At 39.4% G+C, this 18,873-nt stretch carries 16 protein-coding genes and 1 pseudogene; 3 read left to right on the top strand and 14 right to left on the bottom strand.

Going from position 1 to position 18,873, the window contains the following annotated elements; all coding sequences use genetic code 11:
* Positions 1-91: 91 nt before the first annotated feature.
* The 6 genes from V7149_RS06030 to V7149_RS06005 form a co-directional block, all read right to left on the bottom strand.
* On the bottom strand, positions 92-928 hold the full coding sequence (locus V7149_RS06030; protein WP_335344747.1) for an EamA family transporter: 837 nt from the start codon (positions 926-928) through the stop codon (positions 92-94).
* A gap of 328 nt (positions 929-1,256) precedes the next feature.
* The gene (locus V7149_RS06025; RefSeq protein WP_335344746.1) at positions 1,257-2,141 is read right to left on the bottom strand and encodes a VOC family protein; all 885 of its coding nucleotides are present in this window, start codon (positions 2,139-2,141) and stop codon (positions 1,257-1,259) included.
* Between the two features lie 108 nt (positions 2,142-2,249).
* Entirely contained in the window at positions 2,250-2,636 is a 387-nt protein-coding gene (locus tag V7149_RS06020) for a nuclear transport factor 2 family protein (protein ID WP_438823962.1), read from the bottom strand.
* A 132-nt stretch (positions 2,637-2,768) separates the two neighbouring features.
* The gene (locus V7149_RS06015) at positions 2,769-2,921 is read right to left on the bottom strand and encodes a hypothetical protein (protein WP_335344745.1); all 153 of its coding nucleotides are present in this window, start codon (positions 2,919-2,921) and stop codon (positions 2,769-2,771) included.
* A gap of 427 nt (positions 2,922-3,348) precedes the next feature.
* Positions 3,349-4,536, bottom strand: coding sequence for a M20 family metallopeptidase (locus V7149_RS06010; protein WP_335344744.1), 1,188 nt, complete (start codon positions 4,534-4,536; stop codon positions 3,349-3,351).
* A 565-nt stretch (positions 4,537-5,101) separates the two neighbouring features.
* Positions 5,102-6,058 carry a VOC family protein gene (locus V7149_RS06005; protein ID WP_335344743.1) on the bottom strand — a complete coding sequence of 319 codons (957 nt, stop codon included), beginning with the start codon at positions 6,056-6,058 and terminating at the stop codon, positions 5,102-5,104.
* Positions 6,059-6,318: 260 nt separating this feature from the next.
* On the opposite strand from V7149_RS06005, the gene V7149_RS06000 reads away from it, so the two are divergent.
* A complete protein-coding gene (locus V7149_RS06000; protein ID WP_335344742.1) occupies positions 6,319-6,756 on the top strand; it encodes an Rrf2 family transcriptional regulator in 438 nt (145 codons plus the stop codon).
* 510 nt (positions 6,757-7,266) lie between these two features.
* On the top strand, positions 7,267-7,974 hold the full coding sequence (gene rluF / locus V7149_RS05995; RefSeq protein ID WP_335344741.1) for a 23S rRNA pseudouridine(2604) synthase RluF: 708 nt from the start codon (positions 7,267-7,269) through the stop codon (positions 7,972-7,974).
* A 232-nt stretch (positions 7,975-8,206) separates the two neighbouring features.
* Here rluF and V7149_RS05990 read toward each other — a convergent pair whose 3' ends face one another.
* From V7149_RS05990 to V7149_RS05975, 4 genes are all read right to left on the bottom strand, one after another.
* Positions 8,207-8,461: a zinc ribbon domain-containing protein gene (locus tag V7149_RS05990; RefSeq protein ID WP_335344740.1), complete on the bottom strand. Its 255-nt coding sequence runs from the start codon at positions 8,459-8,461 to the stop codon at positions 8,207-8,209.
* A gap of 25 nt (positions 8,462-8,486) precedes the next feature.
* Positions 8,487-9,113 (bottom strand): hypothetical protein, encoded by a 627-nt coding sequence (locus tag V7149_RS05985; protein ID WP_335344739.1) that lies wholly within the window; start codon positions 9,111-9,113, stop codon positions 8,487-8,489.
* A gap of 77 nt (positions 9,114-9,190) precedes the next feature.
* Positions 9,191-9,505 carry a helix-turn-helix transcriptional regulator gene (locus tag V7149_RS05980; RefSeq protein ID WP_335344748.1) on the bottom strand — a complete coding sequence of 105 codons (315 nt, stop codon included), beginning with the start codon at positions 9,503-9,505 and terminating at the stop codon, positions 9,191-9,193.
* Positions 9,506-9,753: 248 nt separating this feature from the next.
* Positions 9,754-10,644: an SDR family oxidoreductase gene (locus tag V7149_RS05975; protein WP_335344738.1), complete on the bottom strand. Its 891-nt coding sequence runs from the start codon at positions 10,642-10,644 to the stop codon at positions 9,754-9,756.
* A gap of 220 nt (positions 10,645-10,864) precedes the next feature.
* Between V7149_RS05975 and V7149_RS05970 the strand changes: the two genes are divergently transcribed.
* On the top strand, positions 10,865-12,793 hold the full coding sequence (locus V7149_RS05970) for an electron transport protein (RefSeq protein ID WP_438824087.1): 1,929 nt from the start codon (positions 10,865-10,867) through the stop codon (positions 12,791-12,793).
* A gap of 519 nt (positions 12,794-13,312) precedes the next feature.
* On the opposite strand, the gene V7149_RS05965 is transcribed toward V7149_RS05970, so the two are convergent.
* The 4 genes and pseudogenes from V7149_RS05965 to V7149_RS26445 all read right to left on the bottom strand — a co-directional run.
* Positions 13,313-13,726 carry an ester cyclase gene (locus tag V7149_RS05965; protein WP_335344736.1) on the bottom strand — a complete coding sequence of 138 codons (414 nt, stop codon included), beginning with the start codon at positions 13,724-13,726 and terminating at the stop codon, positions 13,313-13,315.
* A gap of 286 nt (positions 13,727-14,012) precedes the next feature.
* Entirely contained in the window at positions 14,013-16,253 is a 2,241-nt protein-coding gene (locus V7149_RS05960; protein WP_335344735.1) for a patatin-like phospholipase family protein, read from the bottom strand.
* Between the two features lie 305 nt (positions 16,254-16,558).
* On the bottom strand, positions 16,559-17,890 hold the full coding sequence (locus tag V7149_RS05955; protein WP_335344734.1) for a hypothetical protein: 1,332 nt from the start codon (positions 17,888-17,890) through the stop codon (positions 16,559-16,561).
* A gap of 291 nt (positions 17,891-18,181) precedes the next feature.
* A pseudogene (locus V7149_RS26445) lies at positions 18,182-18,550 on the bottom strand (ATP-binding protein); the annotation flags it as partial.
* Positions 18,551-18,873: the final 323 nt, after the last annotated feature.

Raw genomic sequence — 18,873 nt, 5'->3', positions numbered from 1 at the left:
AAATACCAACAATGTAATTAAATGAAGGATTAGATTTATATCCATAAAAAAAATCAGAGCCTTAAGCCCTGATTAACTTTTTGTATGTCTGTTAAATTTTTGTTAGTACAATGCCGGCTAGTGCGGAAATAACCCCGATGACCTGGTACATTTTAAGCCTTTCTTTATATAGCCAACAGCTGCTGAGAACGACAACTAAACAATTTAAACTAACAATCGGGAATACAATGCTGGCTACTCCAATATTCAGAGCAAAAAAGTAGCTGCTATAACCTACGACACTAATACATCCAATAATGACACCAAATTTCAGCTCTGTACGCTGCCATTTTTCCTTCATCATAAAGCTATTTATCAGTAAATAAGTCGCACCGCCGCCATACATACAAACAAGTGTATTGATGGAATCAATATGTAAATGCGAGGACGTCTTCATAAGCACACCGAGTACACCAAACGATCCAATCGATAGTAAGACGCGGTACATCCACGGCTTATAATCCATCTTAATGCCACTGCCTGGCACATATTGGATGACCGCTGCAGAAGCAAGAATAACAATAATGCCAATCCACTGAATGAGTGTAATGTGCTCTTGAAAAATAAGCGCTGCGCTTAGGATAGGAATGATCGTATTTGTGCTAATAAGCGGTGATGTTAAACTAGCAGGTCCTTTTTCAAACGCCTTTGACATTTGAATATTCCCATTAGCATTCAATATGCCGATGACCGCCCCTAGCACAATCGTTAATCCATTAAATGAAGCAAACCCTACGACTGTTCCATAGCCAAACATGATTAAAAACGCAATCAGATAAAAGAAAAACTGCAAATGCACCTTTGATAGTCCTTTGCCTGACGTGACCTTAAAAATCATATTATTGATTCCAAAGCACAACATCGTCAGAACTGCTGCTACAATCCACATTAAAAATCCTTCTCTCTCTTTGATAGAATCATTTTAATATAGATTTCTAATATTTCAAATGGTTTTTATAATTTTTAAACTAGAGTATTAATATCGATTCATTATCTGATAAAATGTAAAAAAAAACATGTATTTGGATGTTTAAGGTAAAGTAGTCTGAAGAACGAAAGACAGAATCTGTAGTCGACATTTTGACGATGAATTAAAGGGCATTGGGCAGTTCAGTTCGGAAGGAACGTATTGATTTTTATCTAGTAGCTATATGGAATAGGTGAAACCTGCATTAGCTCTAAACAAAGCTAATGCAGGTTTCACTACTTAAACTTTATCATTTTTCAAAACGGGCATTTTCCAAAGCATTTAAATCAATTTTCTTCATCTTTAAGAGGGCCTGAAACACTCTGCGGTTTTCGTCTTTTGATCCTTTATACAAGACCTCATTCATATTGCCCGGAACGATCTGCCATGAAAGGCCGAATTGATCCTTTACCCATCCGCATTGTTCTGCCTCGGGTACGGCAGAAAGCTTATTCCAGAAGTAATCAATCTCCTGCTGATCTTTACAGTTGATCATGAGTGAAAATGCTTCATTAAAATTGAAATCTACATCATATCCATGATCCATCGCTGAAAAATGATAACCGGATAAGCTGAAAGCAGCATATTTCACCTTTGCCTTTGATGACATGGATTCTCCTGCTTCATATTTACTTATTACTTCTATTTTTGAATCCTCAAATATGTCTGTGTAATACTGGATTGCCTCATCCGCTTTCCCACATGAATCACTTGAGAAGAGCAAGTTTGGTGTAATCTTTTGAACAGCTTTACCATTGTCTTTAAGCATCAACTGCCATGACAAGCCAAAGCGATCCTGCACCCAGGCATACCGCTTACTGAAGGGATACTCACCTAATGGCATGAGTTCGGTACCGCCTTCTACTAAAGCTTCCCATTTGGTATTAACCTCTTCTATCGATTCGCAAGCGACCATCAATGAAACAGATGGATTAAATTTGAAGTAAGGACCTGCACTGATGGCCATGAATTCTTGCCCAGCCAATTCAAAGCTGACTAATTCTGAATCTCCAGAAGGAGTGTTTTCTATAACTGTTTCATTTAATAGTTTAGAGTCCTCAAATAAACTAATATAAAACAAAGCGGCTTCTCTTGCTTCTTTGTCATACCATAAATGTGGAATGATTTTTTGCATAAGGACCTCCTCAATAAGATTTTACTTAGTGCCCTCTTCGCTGACGAAAATTCCCATTATGTATAATTGGGTATAGTTTTTCAGATTAAATTATTTTCCGCAGGAACATTAAAACATGCCATTCTCGTTAGGAGAATCCTCGGGTATTGGCTGACCTACATCCCATAATTCCACAATTTGATCATTCTGAAACCGGAAGATATGGACCACAACTCCTCCAAGATCCTCAGGATTTTGTCTCACATGAGAGTGAACCGTAACCATCTCTCCCTCTTCAATAGCATGTTTGACCTCAAGTGTCTTGTTAGGGTTCAGGGCGGCATTCTCTTTCATCGCGAGCATAAGGGAATTGGCATCGCCACGGAAATAGGGATTATGGTGGCGAAAGCCTGGACCTATGTATTTCTGATATGCTTCGTCTACATTCCCAGAAGCTACAAGTTGCAGGAACGATACTGCTTGGTCTTTATGGGAGAGGTTTGCTTTCATATTCATCACAAACATCCTTTCTTTAAGGAATTTAAAGTTCTAGAATAATGTTATGTTGAACATAATAAATTGTCAATAATTGGGTTCTAAACAAAAAAACTCACTATGGGCTATCCCTTTTGTATATTCTGGGCGATTTTACAAAATATCAGCTAAGTAGGTTTGAATCGAATTAGGTAATAGTTGAAAGAGCAATCCTTCGTATTTAATATCAAGTAGACCAGCTAGAACAAAAAGGAAAATAATTAAAATAACGATAGGTTTCTTATGCTTTTTAGATAGCTGCTTCAAAAGGTTTCCCTCCACTGAAAAATAATACATGAATCATTTACCTGTTCATTATACTGAATTTCATCGAACAATACTTCATCAAAGAGATTCTCCCGTACTGAAGGATGATGGTGATAAATGCGAAATAATCAATACCTGACTACACCGATAACTTAGTAGTTGTTTTTCTTTTTCTTTTTCTTTTTCTTTTTGGCCCCGTATCGTTGACGTAACGTCTGCCCTCCAATATATTAGACAAATCAAAAGTTTCTCTCACTTTCTTGAGTCTTTCCCAAAAATCGACTCATCTTTTATATATAGATTAGGTTAAAGAAAGGACACTTTATTTAAAAAAAGTTTGTTTCTGGACATAAAATTTATTATCAATTCAAAAAGCTAGACAAAGAAATCTCGTCTAGCTTACTCTTTTATAATTCATGCTTTTCCATTACTCAAAACCATAATACCCGCAAACTACATACCCGACTGATTTGGCCGCAACAAGAAGGCAGTCTTCATCAATATCAAATTTTGGATGGTGATTAAAATAGGCGGTCTCCTTGCCTTTTGGTTTACAGCCAATGTAAAAGAAACAACCAGGGATTTTTTCAAGATAATAAGCAAAATCCTCAGAACCGGAGAGCATCGGGTATTCCCCAACCTCTTTAATGTCCGGGTCGGTTATGTTTTTTATGCTGGTGATCACCTTTTCTGTCACTTCCGGATCATTGTACAGCGGCGGATAATCAGCCGTATACGTAAGCTTACATTGTACGCCAAATTCCGCCTCAATGCCTTTTACTATTCGATGTACTTCTTTCTCGATAATCTGCTGCGTTTCAACCGTCATATAGCGGACGTCCCCTTCAAGCTCGACACAATCTTTAATCACATTGAAGGTGCCTTTGCCATCGAATGAGCCTATCGTAATGACACCCATCTCAAAAGGATTGATCCGGCGGCTGATTACTGTTTGTACCGCTGTTACAAAATGGGCTCCAGCAACAATTGCATCATTTGCCAAATGTGGAGATGACCCATGGCCACCTTTACCTTGAATGATTAATTTGAAAAATGACCTGCCTGCTAACGCATATCCGCTTCTGTAGCCAACAAAGCCCGCTGGATGGGTAGGGAATATGTGAATACCATAAATATTGTCTACATCGTCCAGCACACCGGCTTCCACAATGCTTTTCGCTCCCCCAGGAGGTGCTTCCTCCGCATGCTGATGAATAATTTTAATTGTTCCGGCGAGTGAATCCTTTAATTGGATCAAACAATCCGCCAAAACAAGCAAGTAGGCAGTATGGGCATCATGGCCACAAGCGTGCATTACCCCTTCATTTTTCGATTTAAAGGGTACATCTGTTTCCTCCAAAATCGGAAGTGCATCGAAATCTGCCCGAAGAGCAATCGTTTTTCCCGGATTATCCCCTTTAATTGTCACGATAATCCCATAGCCGTTTCCTGCATTCCTAAGGATGTCAACATCTTTTCCTTTATAAAAATCGGCAATATATTGAGCGGTTTTCTCCTCTTTAAAAGAAACTTCCGGATTTTCGTGTAAATAACGGCGAATTTGAACCATTTCATCTTTGCGGGCTTCTAACATGCTCATTAATTGTTCTCTCATTTCATCCCTCACAAAGTTTTTATATAATGATTTAAGNNCATTTAGCGACAACAGCTATTTCATTATTCTGCAAAAAATCATATTTATAATACCCTAATTTTTAAATGATATGACAAGGTTCATCACTTTTATGGATTCTGTCCACATAATAGTAAAATCAGTTGATATAACAGAGCCCATCGTAGGATAAGTTCATTCCATTTTGAATTTCACACTAAAAGATGATCCGTATATGGAATTGTCATTAAGAGTGCTACAGAATTTCACTTGCCAATTGTTTAATTAACAGCTGAACAAGCAAATTTACGTTGGAAAGGGTTAAATCTACCAAATGATATCTCCATAGCTTTTGAACCTACTTCCGGAAGCTATGTGGGGCAAGTTTTTATTCCTGATACAAATCAAAAAACTCGCTCCTTGTATTAGGAGCGAGTTGAAAGTAATGTTGTGTGGGAGGATTCCCAATGCTTAGAGTGATGGACCGGATTTTCCCGGTAAAAATAATTTACAGCATCAACAAGCGCAAAAAAGTAATATCTTATATAAATAGTAGATGAATATAATATTATTTAGTTAACACAATTTTTATTTGATTTCCTGAAGGATCTTCAGTCGATATGACATTATCTTCTTCTGTAAATGGAAATCCTAACCGCTTTAATTCTGATTTTGCATTGTTAAATTCATCTTCCGTAAAATGTGTCGTATAATACTTTAAACCTAAGGCGTTTTCTGGTGGATTAGGTAATCCCTTCCCAGCCCAAGTGTTCATCCCGATATGATGATGATAGTCATCTTTGGAAACAAATAACATCTGAGAATCCTTAGATACCACATCAAATCCTAATGCATCCACATAGAATTTTTCTGAGTCCTTTATATTAGATACTTGTAAATGCATATGACCTAGTCTTGTTTCACTAGATAATCCTTCCCATTTGTCTGCTTTTATTTCAGACAGTAAGTTATTAATATCTAGCGGATAAGTTCCTCCGACATATCCACCTTTTTCATCTTCTAACCAAAGGTCCGGATCTGTATCCACATAAATTTCTATTCCATTATTATCAGGATCTGCAAGGTAAATGGCTTCACTGTATTGATGATCGGAAACCCCTTGAAGTGGATATTCAGATTCTATTAAATATTTTAATACCAAAGCCAGTTCTTCCCTATTTGGCACTAAAATAGCAAAATGAAACAAACCAGTTGTTCTAAATGGACGCTCCACAAACGAGTTCTCTTCAATTAATGTTAAAATTGGCGTTGTTCCATCTGTTGTTAATTCAGCAGTCCTTTCGTTCCTTTCTAACAATTTGAAACCAATTATCTCTTGATAAAAGCGTAATGAGTTATCTAAATCAGAAACCGATAATTCCACGTAACCAAGTCTAGGCTCCATTTCTCCGGTATAATTTAATTGTTTAGCATCCCTTTCCCAAGGCTTAAGTGTTACAAGTACTAAAACTATCACTGTTAGTACAACAATGGATAACCAAATAATATTCTTTTTAATAAGCATTTCTTAACCCTCTCTATATCTCTTTCCATTCCGTTAGAAATTCTATGAAAACCCTTATTTTATTGCTCTTCTATAAGAATTAATCAGCCTGTAATTGGATTAATTACATGTAACTATTATATTTACATGATTTTCTGCTGTCAACAAAAGCAGTTTTAATCTATACGTTTTTTAGGATATAATAAGCTTGTAATCAAATTAATTACATGATGGATTCCTTAAGTTATTTGTTTTAAAATAAAGAAGGAAGGTGACTTAAAATGTCCATCAGTAGCCGATTATCCGTTGGAATTCATATAATGGCTCTAATTGAAATAAATAAAAATGGAGTGAGCTCATCTCAATTTTTAGCGGAGAGTGTTAACACGAACCCAGCAGTGATTAGAAAAATTATGGGGATGCTAAAAAAAGCCGGGTTAATAGAAGTACATCCTGGTATCGCGGGAGCTAAACTAGCAAAGGAACTATCTGACATAACAATGCTTGACGTCTATAAGGCAGTTAATGTTGTGCAAGATAAAGAGTTATTCAGCTTACATGAAAATCCAAATCCAGAATGTCCCGTAGGCAGGAACATCCAAAATACAATAGAACCATTATTTTCAGCTGCGCAATTAGCTATGGAGAAAGTTTTGGAGAATGTAAACTTAGAGAGTGTTGTGAGGGATATTGTCAATAAAGAGAATATAAACTGTTGATAAAAGGCATTCTAAAAGGAATGTCTTTAATATGTTGTTCAAGATAATGGCCAAAACAAAAATTAGCGTGTCTCTCATTTGAGAGAGATGATTGAAATCTAAAATCCTTATTTACTTATAATACGGTTCCCAATAATGTTTAAAAAAGCCCTGTAGTTTTTCTACAGAGTTTTCGAAAAAGCAAACTCAGATTTCATTCATCATTTCTTATAATATTCTACTCTACTTCAATCGTAATCACTTCTCCATTAGAATGAATTTCAGAGAGATCCACACCATTTGGAATCGTCCATGATTTCACACGTTCAGCGCCTCTAATTTCTTTAATTTTGTTCGTTTGAAGGCGGACTTCTTGAACCTCTTCTCCACTGAAATCAATGTCCGCATTAAGTAGTAGCCTTTTTGAAACAAACTTTTATTTGTTTATCTGAATAAGGGTGTAATTTATTCTTAAAATAAAGTATAGTTAATTGTCTAATAAGATAAGCCTCTGATTAAGGATGTGTCAACATGCGTATTAATAAATTTATAAGCGATTCTGGAGTAGCATCTAGGCGGGGAGCAGATAAATTAATTACCGATGGAAGAGTTATGATAAATGGTAAACGTGCAACAATAGGCAGCCAAGTTAATCCCGGGGATGACGTTCTTGTAAATGGTAATCTAATCCGAGTAGCAAGGAACAATGTCTATATTGCCTTAAATAAACCTGTCGGCATTACGAGTACAACCGAAAAAGGTGTAAAGGGAAATATTGTTGATTTGGTCAACCATCCATTAAGAATATTTAATATTGGGCGCCTGGATAAAGATTCAGAGGGCTTAATACTTCTTACGAACGATGGCGACATTGTTAACGAAATTCTGCGTTCAGAAGGTAAGCATGAGAAGGAATATATTGTTTCTGTGGACAAGCCCATTACTCCTGAGTTCTTGAAGAAGATGTCAGAGGGAGTCAAAATATTAGGGACAAAAACACTTCCTTGTAAAGTAACCCAATTATCTAAATTTGATTTTCAAATCATTTTAACACAGGGCCTTAATCGTCAAATTCGCCGCATGTGTGCTGAATTGGGATACGATGTTTACAGGTTGCAAAGAATCCGAATCATGAATATTCATTTAGGCAATCTTCCTCCTGGACAATGGAGAGACTTATCCAAAAAAGAGCGAACTCAATTATTTAGAGAATTAAACTATGAGCCAAGAGAATGGTAAAAACTGCGGAAGATAAAATTTAGATAGAATCATAATTGGTTTATTGTATAGCCAAATGGACAATCAAAAATAATAAATCTTAGTGCTTCTTTCCCAGAAGGAAGCACTAAGAAGATATGCAAGCGGTCAATCTATCCCCTTAAGAACCTCATTTACTTATGATACGATTCACCGTAATATAAAAAAATGAGGTAAGCATTACATAATCCTCTTTCAACTTAGATTGTAATGTCTATTTCCACCTCTCCAATTTATGAAGATTTTTTACAAACATTCCTGCCAATAACTTCGGAAAACCCATTTCGATGCATTTATCTTTTACAAATTGTTTCATTTCATCTACAGAAATGTCCTTTTGCGTGAATTCCCCTTCTTGATAACAATGCATACAGTACATAGAACTTTTATCTAAATTCTTCTCCGTACCACGATCTTCAATTTTTTTTAATGGCATAGCACAGCTTTGGCACTTTTTATATTCTTTCATTCTATCACCTCAAATTGTACTTCAATTAAGCTTCTAATGTTTTATAAATTTTTTTGACTCTTTTTAGTTGAGGAGCTGTTAGGTATTTTTCTCTTTTTCGTAACACATTCAATAATTCCTCTTTATTTTCATCTGTTACGGCTAAAAGCGTGCTTTCCGAGTGTTGAGGAATTTCCTTTGGTCTGCAATTCTCAAGGTGATGGAGTAAGAAAGGAAAAATCACATCATTGTTTTCCTTACTGACGGCTGCTAGCTTCGCAAGAGTTAGGACACCCTTATCAATTGTAATAACCGAACCGATTTCCATCGCACTATTTAATGTGTCAAGATGAGCCATAATAGTTTCTGATGCTACCTCAGCAATCGTTGCTAATGCCGTCATTCCACCCCACACCAAACGATTATTACGGCTTTTTAACAACTCTATAAAAGTTAGAGCATATTTACTAATGAGTTCTGGTTTAACTTGTCCAATTTCGTACGCTACTTTAATACAATCGTATTGAATCTTTTTATCTTTGCTAGATAAGTTTTCAATTATTTCTTCTATGCCTGCATGATTTTCTTCATTAGCTAATTCATGTGCCAGCTCAATATTTGGCACTTCATCATCGCGACTGAGTTGAGAAGCTAACAGGTTCACTACTGACATGATTATCCCTCATTTCAAATTTAATTCTTTTGTACATACATTATCACATTTAATCTGACACCATTATTTCGCATATGCTAATATTTATCGCAAATTTTCTTTGCTCTTTCTTTTATAATTTCCCTGATATGTTGTGGATTAAGTACTTCAACCTGATCCCCTAGACTTAAAATCATACGATAAACCCACTCATCCTCTGGCAAAGTTTCAGTCAAATAAATCCACCCGTCATCACTGAATTCCAAATCATCAAATTCAAAATAATCCTCTAACTCATTTAAGGCATGATGAGTGAACTTCAGACTCACAGGGACCATTTCACGATCGTGCTGATAAAAGTTATACTTCCTAGCATGTTCTCTTTGTTCTATATCTTGGTTTGTGAGTTTTATGTGTCTTATTTGACCTCTAGATGGCTTTTCTGCTCCTCGTCCAAATTTGAACTTATTTCCTTCTTTACTTATTATATAAGCTGCGTATAAATCATCTAATCCAAAGCTATCATTAACAATTTGCGTAAAAATGCTACCGCCAGACGAACTAAAATTAGCAAATTGTAAAAAATTAGAATATTTTTATATTTAACATCTTTCAGTAATTAAAACAAGGGGCTAAAATCATTAGATGGAGGTTTCACTTTTTATCCATTTATAATAATTCCACCGTTTACATGAAGAATTTGTCCTGTTACATATGAGGAGTCGTCTGACGCCAAATAAACATAAGCAGGTGCCAGTTCAAAAGGTTGTGCAGCACGTTTCATTGGAGTGTCACTTCCAAATGTTGCATAAGTTTCTGGTGGACCACTTGAAGGGATAAGGGGGGTCCATACAGGTCCTGGAGCAACGCCATTGACCCGGATTCCTTGATTAATGGCGGATAATGCTAACGAGCGGGTGAATGAAACGATTGCTCCCTTGGAAGCAGCATAATCGATAGCGTATCCAAGTCCGGTGTATGCAGCGATTGAGGTTGTATTGATAACGGAGCTTCCTTTTTTAAGATAGGGAATAGCTGCTTGTGTAAGATAAAAATATGAAAAAATGTTTGTTTGAAAAGTACGTTTAAGCTGCATTACTGATATGTCGCTGATGCTTGCTTGTGAATGTGCTTCCCCTGCATTATTGACCAGGATTTCAAGATGGCCAAATGCTTCAATTGTCTTCTGAACGACATAATGACAAAACTCCTCATCCCCAATATCTCCTGCGATTGTCAAGCATTGTCTTCCCAATTGGTTAACTCTGTCTTTTGTTTCGAATGCATCCCCATGCTCATTTAAATAAACAATAACAACATCCGCACCCTCTTTTGCAAAAGCAATGGCGACAGCCCGGCCGATACCGCTGTCTCCTCCAGTTATGATGGCAGCTTTATTCAATAGTTTGTTGCTTCCAGTATAATAAGGATTTTCGGAGATAGGTCTTGGAATCATCAAAGATTCAATACCTGGCTGCTGGGGCTGGAATTGTGGGGGAAATGTAACAGGTACTGTTTCGCACTTTTTTACATACCCAAAATGCTGATACATAATAAAGCCTCCTTTGGTTATGTGTTATTTAGCATATTCTTAAAAAGATTATAGGTGAATGCCTAAGTCTTACTGTTTTTGAACTTTTGATTCAATACTAAGGTTGAATAGAAACAGTGATTCGATAAGGTATATTTTTCTTGAATAGGTGGAAATTAAAGATGGCTTTTAGCAATTAATTTCCATAGAGGAGGCAGTTGGGGTGAAAACAAAAAAATGGATGTTATGCTTAGGTGCCATTCTAGCGTTCATTTTAGCTTTAAATAAACCGGTATATGCTTTTATTCCTTCTAAAGATCAAATTGTAAAACCTGATAAGGGAACATGGCAGAAGGACCAAGATCAACCTGCTTTTGACCTCTGGGGAAAAACCTTCTCACGTAAAGAGGCCCATGATTTAATGCAAACAGCAAAGGGAAGAGAACTATTATCTCCTAAGAATGGTGCTGTAAAAATTGATCAAGCTCTATTAGATTTAGGTAGAAAGTCATTTTACGTAGAAACATTTGGAAATGAAGTTTTTTTATCTGATATTCTTGGTGCTTTTAACGGTCCGCTCACAATTGAAAATTTTCAGAAAGCAATAAAAGAGTTAAACGGTAAGGGAACAACGAATTTACAGGTCGAATTAGCAGAAACAGTAACAATCGGGGGGAAAACATACAAAAAAGGAACAAAAGTGGATACCGGATTTGATGTGGTAAAAGGTTCTAACAAAGTTCTTGGTTTGCCGATTGTAAGATCAGAGGAAAAGTTAAAAGTAGGACTTAGCTGTGCAGCATGCCATGCCACTGTTGATCCTATTAATCACAAAGTAATCGAAGGGGCTGTTAATACGGATGCTAATTTCGGGCTTCTTCTTGCTTTAGGTACTAACACAACAGCTTATTTTGCACGTACTGAAATTGCATCTTTAAAGGATTATATAAAAAACTTAGAGAAAACGGTTGTAACGAGTGAAGGGAAAAAGGAACCCTTACCGGATTCCAAAGCGTTGGAGGCGGCTGTTGACGAAAGTGTAATCAAATGGCCAAAGGGAAACTTTGATATTACCAGTGATTTTGTTAGTAATCCCACTCAGATTCCGGATTCGTTCACTTTAGGGGATCATCCTTACAGCTGGAGTGGCTTTGCAATGGCTGGACCGTTTAAAGGGTTAAGTACGTTAAATAATGCTGTTCATGCCCAAGGTTCTGATTTGACGACAATTGCCGAAGCCAGTCGAGCTCTTTTTGGAATCGACAAAGAGGTATATTTAGGAACTATTTTGCAGAATGCGGCGAATCCTAAATATCGGTTTGATCCGGCTAAAGGGAAAAAGCCTTCAGAATTTTTTGCACAAGTCGATCCTAACCCAGATGCTCCTGGCGTAAACAAAGCGATTAAATTACCAACCTATCCGAGGTCTTCACTTATATCACCGAATGGGCTGATCGTCAGCTCGCCAGGAACGAATGTCGGGGAACAAAACAACGGAATGTCAGCGTTTCAAAATACCCTGGTTCCTCCGAAAACACCGATTAAGATAACAGATGAGGAAAAGCAATTAGGCAAACAGGTATTTGCACGCGGGTCCTGTATATCGTGTCATGCAGGAAGTTTTTATACCAATAATCAAATTATAGCAGTGGAAAAAATCGGTACGGAACCAACGCGAGCGATTGGTCTAAGAAAAGTTGGCGAGTTTTTGACAGACCCCGTTATATATTCACCTGATACACCTGTGCCTGTACCAAAAAGCGCACTATTGTTAAAAGTTCCGACTCAAGGATTAGACCCTGGGCAAATTAATCTTGCATTTGGAATTGGAAATACAATGGGGGGCTACAAGGTCCCTAGTCTTATTGGCCTTTATTGGTCTGCGCCATATCTCCATGACGGTGGTGTCGCAGTTGGAGCAAACACTAAAAGTCAATTAGGAATAGAAGGTACATTAAATAATAGTATTTTACCTGATCCGTATAACAGTTTACGCGCATTAGTTGACAAAAACTTGAGAACTCAAGTCATAAAAGCCAATCAATCTGCAGAAAGCCTAAGGAAATCAAATGTAACAGGGGAAGGGCATGAATATTGGGTAGATGCTTCAACAGGTTTTTCTCAACAAGAACAAGATGCTTTGATAAAGTATTTGCTAACATTGAAATAACCCTCTTAAAGACAGGCAGTTATAATCAACGCCTGTCTTTAAGATGATGTAATTATTTTATTGGATAATTAAGGTTCTCCCAAAAAACCTCATTTACTTATGATACGGTTCCCCGTAACGCATCTAATTGAGGTTCCAACAAAAAGAATGCTAAGATCAAAGCACCCAAGACCCATCTCACATCTTTTTCAATAAGAACTCTTATCCTTAATTAAGTAACCAACGAAAGTAATATAAGCGAGATTCTCCGGTTAAATACAGAACGGAGCTCGTTTCGGCGTATATAAGGGAAGGTTTTCCGACTATACAAAGCAACCCCCCCATTTTCACGTTTTTCGAGTCAATAGGCGGAATCTCTCCGTCTATTTAAGCTATTTTTGATTTTAATTACTAATTAAGAGGATTTTTTCCGACTATTTATCTGACCGGGTGCTTAACCTGATCCCCAACCAATAGGGAAGACTTTCAGGTTAGGCAGGTCGTAGATCTTCCAATGATTAAGCCGCTATTTGCCAATTATTAAACTGAAATGACGCCGAGCTGCTTCATTAAGCCCAGATCATCCCTATGCAGCCATACTTCGGCAATCTTCCCGTTCTCCAAGCGAAAAATATGAACGTTTTGTATAACCACTGACTTCCCTGTTGCAGGGATGTTCAGCATCTGGCCTTTGTGCGTCCCGGTAAAGGTAGTCTGGACTACTACTTTATCGGCTTCCTCAATAACTTGCTCCAACTGGAAATGCAAATCTGGGAAAGCGGAAAGATACATTTTCGTCATTTCGATTGCCTGCTCTAACGTCATATACTCCTCTCCACCTGCATGATGTATCACAAATTTCGGATGAATAATCTCTCCTATCTGATCAAAGTTCGCGTTGTTGTGAACTTCATCAAAATAAATACGTATGAGTTCCGTATGACTTGTTGACATTAGAATTCCTCCCTCTTCACCGTAACCAACAGATTACAACCACTTATTTTTATCACGGGGCCTCGCTGCAAACATTAAAGAAACATCTAGTAATGTAATTACTTCCTCTACATTAAGCAATCTTTTCATAGTTTCTGGATTGTAATCATTGCTTAACCTGCTTGCGCGAAGCCCCGTCATCCCATTCCAGATTAACTACTCAAGCTTTGACTCCCATATTTTTAGGTTGGATATAAGAGATTTTAAAAGCAATGCGATAAATCCTTTTAATTTATGAGTTCAAAATTTAACTTTTGGTTGCCCAAACGCGTCTGCCGTCAGGTCGGATTATCACCACAATACCATCGTCCTGGACAACCAGCCGGCTGCCAGGGTGCGTCCATGTATCAGATGACCAGATAGCTTTATTGGCTGCATCATAGATTACCAGATTGCCGTCCCCTTGCATGATGCATACTCCACCAGGACCACCTGTTCTTGAAGACCAGATTGCCTCCGGCTTTCCATTGATAGTTTGTGGCGGATTCGCAATGTTGCAGGCGCGTAGTTCGGCGTTGGCCTGACTAATCTGTGTGTTCAGATTACGAATTATGACCGCTAGAGCAGGACCTCTGATTCCTCCTAGTTCACCCTGAAGATCTTTTAGCTCCATCTCTAGTTCCTTTATCTTGTTATCTATGAGCTTGCACTGCGGAGCGAGGGCAACTATAACTTTATTGTTTTTATAGAGCACTAGATTCCCATCACTCTGAAAGACGAAAGTATACATTCCGTTTGCTGATTGTATAGGCCGATCAATCGCAAGTACCTCCCCTGCCAGCATATCATTCCCTTCTGCAGCGGGACCTGACTGGAGCAGCCAAAGCCCATGAATAGGCTTCCATGGATGTCGTTCCCAATCACTCCACCAGCTTTCTGCCTCAGAAGGGACTAATCCACCCGCCTGCTTCCGTTCCTGCACGATGTCCTTAAGCGTATTCTTGAGGGCACGGACCTCTAGCAATGCCTGCAAATCAGGTTTCATAGTCGGCGCGGGATGCACTGGGCAACCACTGTCATCATATTTCAGGAGGAAACCATTGGCTGCGTATTCCAGCTCCCAAATGGCCAATCGGGTCCGAACAATCAAGCTAGTGCGACGTTGATCGGCGTACTCCTCTGTAAGCTGTCGATACTCCATCGGTTTTCGCTCCTTAGCCTGCAAAGTATCATCCGCCCGCATGTAACCATGCGCCATCCGGATATCAATTAGGCCAGGGTCAATGGTCATGATGTCGTGGATGTCGAAGTTAGGCTGAATAATGGTCACATTCACACCCCAGCCACGCGGTGGGTCTATCTCGTTCAGAACAGTCTCGTCCGTCATAATGTCACTAGCAGCACGGTTCGCCACATCGAGGATATTAGCCTCCCCCACATTAAATGACGAAAGAAGCTTACCAGTCGCAGCACTACGAGCTCTGTCCACCTTGCTATTGGAGGCTAAAATCGCGTAAACGTCGGTGGCTCCTGACTGAATAGCGACTTGGATAGGAACGATTTCCCGCACACCACCGTCTACGTAGTTCTCTTTGCCGAGCAAAACTGGCGGAAAGGCTAAAGGAATCGAAGCAGAAGCAATCGTGCCTGTTATTAGACTGACACGTAACGGGCTGGGCTTTGTCGGCGGCGGATAGGTGACTTTGCAATTACTCAGTTCGCTGGTCAGTCTAGGAATTTCTGAGTTGAGTTCACGCATTTTTTTGACAATTGCTGGTTTTCCGTTCACTGACTCTTGCAGTAGAGCCTGAAAGTTGTCGGCCTCTTTCTTCAGTTCCTCAATCTTCAGAGCGATGCCTTGGCATTGTGGAGAAAGGGCGGCCAACGGTGCCAGAACTGGCGTGGTGTTGTCGCGTTCTAACATTTCTCCTGTTTCAGTCACATAGCGCAGAGCCCCACTCTCTAATGCTACTGTCGCTAGGCGCAACTTAATACCACTCTTTTGCACCTTTTCCAAATCGAGCTTGGACCGGTCGCTCAGCTTGGCAATAATAGGCCCAAGATTATAGAGCGAACGTGAACTGCCTTTCACTACTTTACCGAGTTCATCTTTAACATATCCTATATCTCCGATAGCCTCTAGCATTTCCCAGGTGTATACAATATGATCGAAGAAGTTGTTCGGTTTCTTTTTCAAAAAAGCGGCGAGCTTCGAGTTCTGGATATTCGCCAACCAGTCTGCCTCTCTCCACATATCAGAGTTGTTTTGCATATCACGCCAGAGTTTGATCAGCCCATTAAGACCTCGATTGGGGTCCCCTATTGGAGTGAAGTACTCTTTTCGAGGGGTGCCCCCTTTTAGAATGGGCTCCCCTTCTCGAGCGGAGTATTCTTCTCCCTCAGCCAGCTTAATCGCGTTGATTGAACCAACTGAACATCCAGCTAAGATGGCAGGCTTAATTTTTTTTTCCTCGTAAAGATAACGGACTGCGCCAACCTGGAAGTTACCTCGTGCCCCTCCACCACTAAACACAATTCCAACAGTCATAATCTCTCCTCCATATCAATTTATTAGCCTCCTGGCATTGGCCGAGGTAGATCGAACAAGATTTTCTTGAGCCTTATGACAAGGCTTATACAAAAGGTATTTAATGAACTAACGAAATATACGTTATCAAATTGAGAAGCGACACTTCATTAAGCCATAGCCTGTCATTCTGGCGAGAGATAAAAGTCAGTAGGTATTTAAATAAGCTCACCAAACAATCCAGATGTTTCCATACTGGATGGATTAGCGGTTTCACTTTTTCCAAGAAAGAAACATGTTGGTGTGCTGCACATTTAGTTACTTAATCACGATCCTTCACGGACTAATACTTGATATAGGAGCTCTAATGCTTTATTCAAATGCCGATAATAAGTGGCCGTTGATAAATTTAAGCTTTTAGCTGCTCGTTCAAGCGGTCGAACTCCTTCTATATAAGTAGTGGTTAACAACTTACCCAACATTTCTTCTTGCTCGTTGCCTTCGGTTAAGCAACGGATCGCTTCACCTAAATCATTCTTTGCATTATAGCCTGCTTTCTCGCCTGAAATGTCTGGTGCCAATCGATGCGGAAACAATCTACCGTAAGTCTGGATTAATAAAGGTTTGCTGGGAAGAACAGCCCAATGCTTCAAGATGTCTTTGAGCTCCTGAATGTATGGCTCCGCTTTCATTAAAGTGGAAGCTACTGCCGTAGAACGCTGGTTAACGGATCTATCCAGCTTTGTGATGAAGTCCTCTTTTCTTAAATCGAGCACGTAAGCCTGATAATCAGTACCGAGTTCAATGGTTGTATCCGCCCAGGCTGCACGTTCAAATCCGCAAAGCTCAAATACGGGAAACCACTCTCTCCAGGAAGTTAAGGCCAAGATCCACTCGGGGCTGCAGTAATGATTGAGTAAAGTGTGGATGAAATAAGATCGATACCGCCACTCAAGCTGGGGATCGATTCCTACTAACGCTATTAAATAGGCATTCGGGATGGGCTCCCATCCGTTGATGAACGGTTGTAACAGGGGGTCACTTTTTATTTCCTTTATGACTTGTTCATCGTGTAGGGGGATTTTGCCGAAAAAAGCTACAATGTTATCGTTTCTCCATATCGTAATAAAGGCGGAAGGTGCAACTTCCCATAGTTTGCTTATCCGATTTACTAGCGGCAGCAAGTCGACACGAGAAGTAGAAGTAAATTGGTGTGATTTGATGTATAAATCTCGGATAACCGGTAGGTCGCATTCTCGACATTGGCGAACTTCCATATCGTCCATATGTCCATAAAAACAAAGCGTACGAACGAGCGGGTGCTCGTGTAAATTTAGTTTATCCAAAGGCGGCCTCTGACCCAGAAGCGGATTCAAACTTTCTTCCATACGAATATACTGCAGCGCTTTGGATCGCATTTGTTCGTAGGTATTTGGCTTACGAAGCATGAAATCTTCCAGCGTCCATGCTCTGACAGCGTCATGAAGCATCCAGCCATCTTCCTTCATGATTACGAATGGCATTCCGACGAACTGACGAAACGCATCTGCCTCCAGCCCCGTGTCCATGATCGCTTCAAGTCTTTCTTCATTGAATCTCCAATAAACAGATGCAGCCTCGAGCATCCGATGCACAAAGGGAGGTTGCCCAAGTAGCATTTCACTCATCAGGACGGATATGAGTTGGAATTGTTTGTCGCGTTCCAACCGCCTGAGGTCATTACCCATTAGTATCGTTTCTGCGGCAAGAACCATTGCGAGCGGTACGCCCCTGGAAAAACGAAAAAGCTCAGTGTGACTGTCAATATCGGTAAGTCCACACTCCTTTGCGTATGACCCCACCTCGGTAAGGGTTAGCGCTTGAAGCTGAGTCATATGAATTCGGCCGGTCCATTCAGAACGCAGCCAGCTACCAGTGAGCAAATTACGGCCAGCCGTAACGATCTGAAACGACGCATCCAACGAGTTAAGCCAATTCAAAAACCAATAGGAGATAGAATGACAATGGTCGAATTCATCAATAACGATAACTGCGTGGTTGCCTAAAGAACGCGAACGCCGGTTCATACAGCGGGCAATCCCTTCCGAATCCTCAGTAAAGTAGGATTCGCCAGCGTTACGAAGTTGTGCAGCTAACTGTACCAGAACATCCTCCTTCTGTTGGATCACTTTACTTCCGTCTACGTAATAGAAATGATATCCTTCTGTTTCCGTCATGAATCGCCGAAGAAGCGTAGATTTTCCAATGCCGCTTTGTCCATATATATGAAGCCAGCGCCAAAACCAATCTCCTTTCACGTGTTGCCGCAACAGATCCATTTCATGTACACGGCCGACAAAACATGCCCACCCCAATTGAAATGTTTCCCCATATGACATTTGATCCCCCCTATAGACTACTAATTATTTTCAGTATATACAATCTAGTCTGAAATCTCATCATATTATTGAGAGTAGATTGAGAGTATGTTGAGACGCAATTCTATTATAAACACCTTCATTATTTAGGTAAGCTCTAACAATTCCTATTTTACATTCATCATCATATGTAGCTATAGAAAACACCCCCGAGAGTAAGAGTTTTTGGTCTAACTTTTGGGGGGCGTTTCACTTATGATACGGTTCTCCAACATGTATTAAAT

Source organism: Bacillus sp. JJ1503, from assembly GCF_036965125.1.
GTDB lineage: Bacteria > Bacillota > Bacilli > Bacillales > Cytobacillaceae > Cytobacillus.
This window is presented reverse-complemented; position numbering and strand designations above follow the sequence as displayed.

Coding starts and splice junctions, on each gene's coding strand:
- V7149_RS05965 (WP_335344736.1), bottom strand. CDS start 13,726: ATGTCAACAAGTCATACGGAACTCATACGTATTTATTTTGATGAAGTT.
- V7149_RS05985 (WP_335344739.1), bottom strand. CDS start 9,113: ATGTCAGTAGTGAACCTGTTAGCTTCTCAACTCAGTCGCGATGATGAA.
- V7149_RS06000 (WP_335344742.1), top strand. CDS start 6,319: ATGTCCATCAGTAGCCGATTATCCGTTGGAATTCATATAATGGCTCTA.
- V7149_RS05955 (WP_335344734.1), bottom strand. CDS start 17,890: ATGCTACTTGGGCAACCTCCCTTTGTGCATCGGATGCTCGAGGCTGCA.
- V7149_RS06025 (WP_335344746.1), bottom strand. CDS start 2,141: ATGCAAAAAATCATTCCACATTTATGGTATGACAAAGAAGCAAGAGAA.
- V7149_RS06030 (WP_335344747.1), bottom strand. CDS start 928: ATGTGGATTGTAGCAGCAGTTCTGACGATGTTGTGCTTTGGAATCAAT.
- V7149_RS05975 (WP_335344738.1), bottom strand. CDS start 10,644: ATGTATCAGCATTTTGGGTATGTAAAAAAGTGCGAAACAGTACCTGTT.
- V7149_RS05960 (WP_335344735.1), bottom strand. CDS start 16,253: ATGACTGTTGGAATTGTGTTTAGTGGTGGAGGGGCACGAGGTAACTTC.
- V7149_RS06010 (WP_335344744.1), bottom strand. CDS start 4,536: ATGAGAGAACAATTAATGAGCATGTTAGAAGCCCGCAAAGATGAAATG.
- V7149_RS05990 (WP_335344740.1), bottom strand. CDS start 8,461: ATGAAAGAATATAAAAAGTGCCAAAGCTGTGCTATGCCATTAAAAAAA.
- V7149_RS06005 (WP_335344743.1), bottom strand. CDS start 6,058: ATGCTTATTAAAAAGAATATTATTTGGTTATCCATTGTTGTACTAACA.
- V7149_RS05970 (WP_438824087.1), top strand. CDS start 10,865: ATGTTATGCTTAGGTGCCATTCTAGCGTTCATTTTAGCTTTAAATAAA.
- rluF (WP_335344741.1), top strand. CDS start 7,267: ATGCGTATTAATAAATTTATAAGCGATTCTGGAGTAGCATCTAGGCGG.
- V7149_RS06020 (WP_438823962.1), bottom strand. CDS start 2,636: ATGAATATGAAAGCAAACCTCTCCCATAAAGACCAAGCAGTATCGTTC.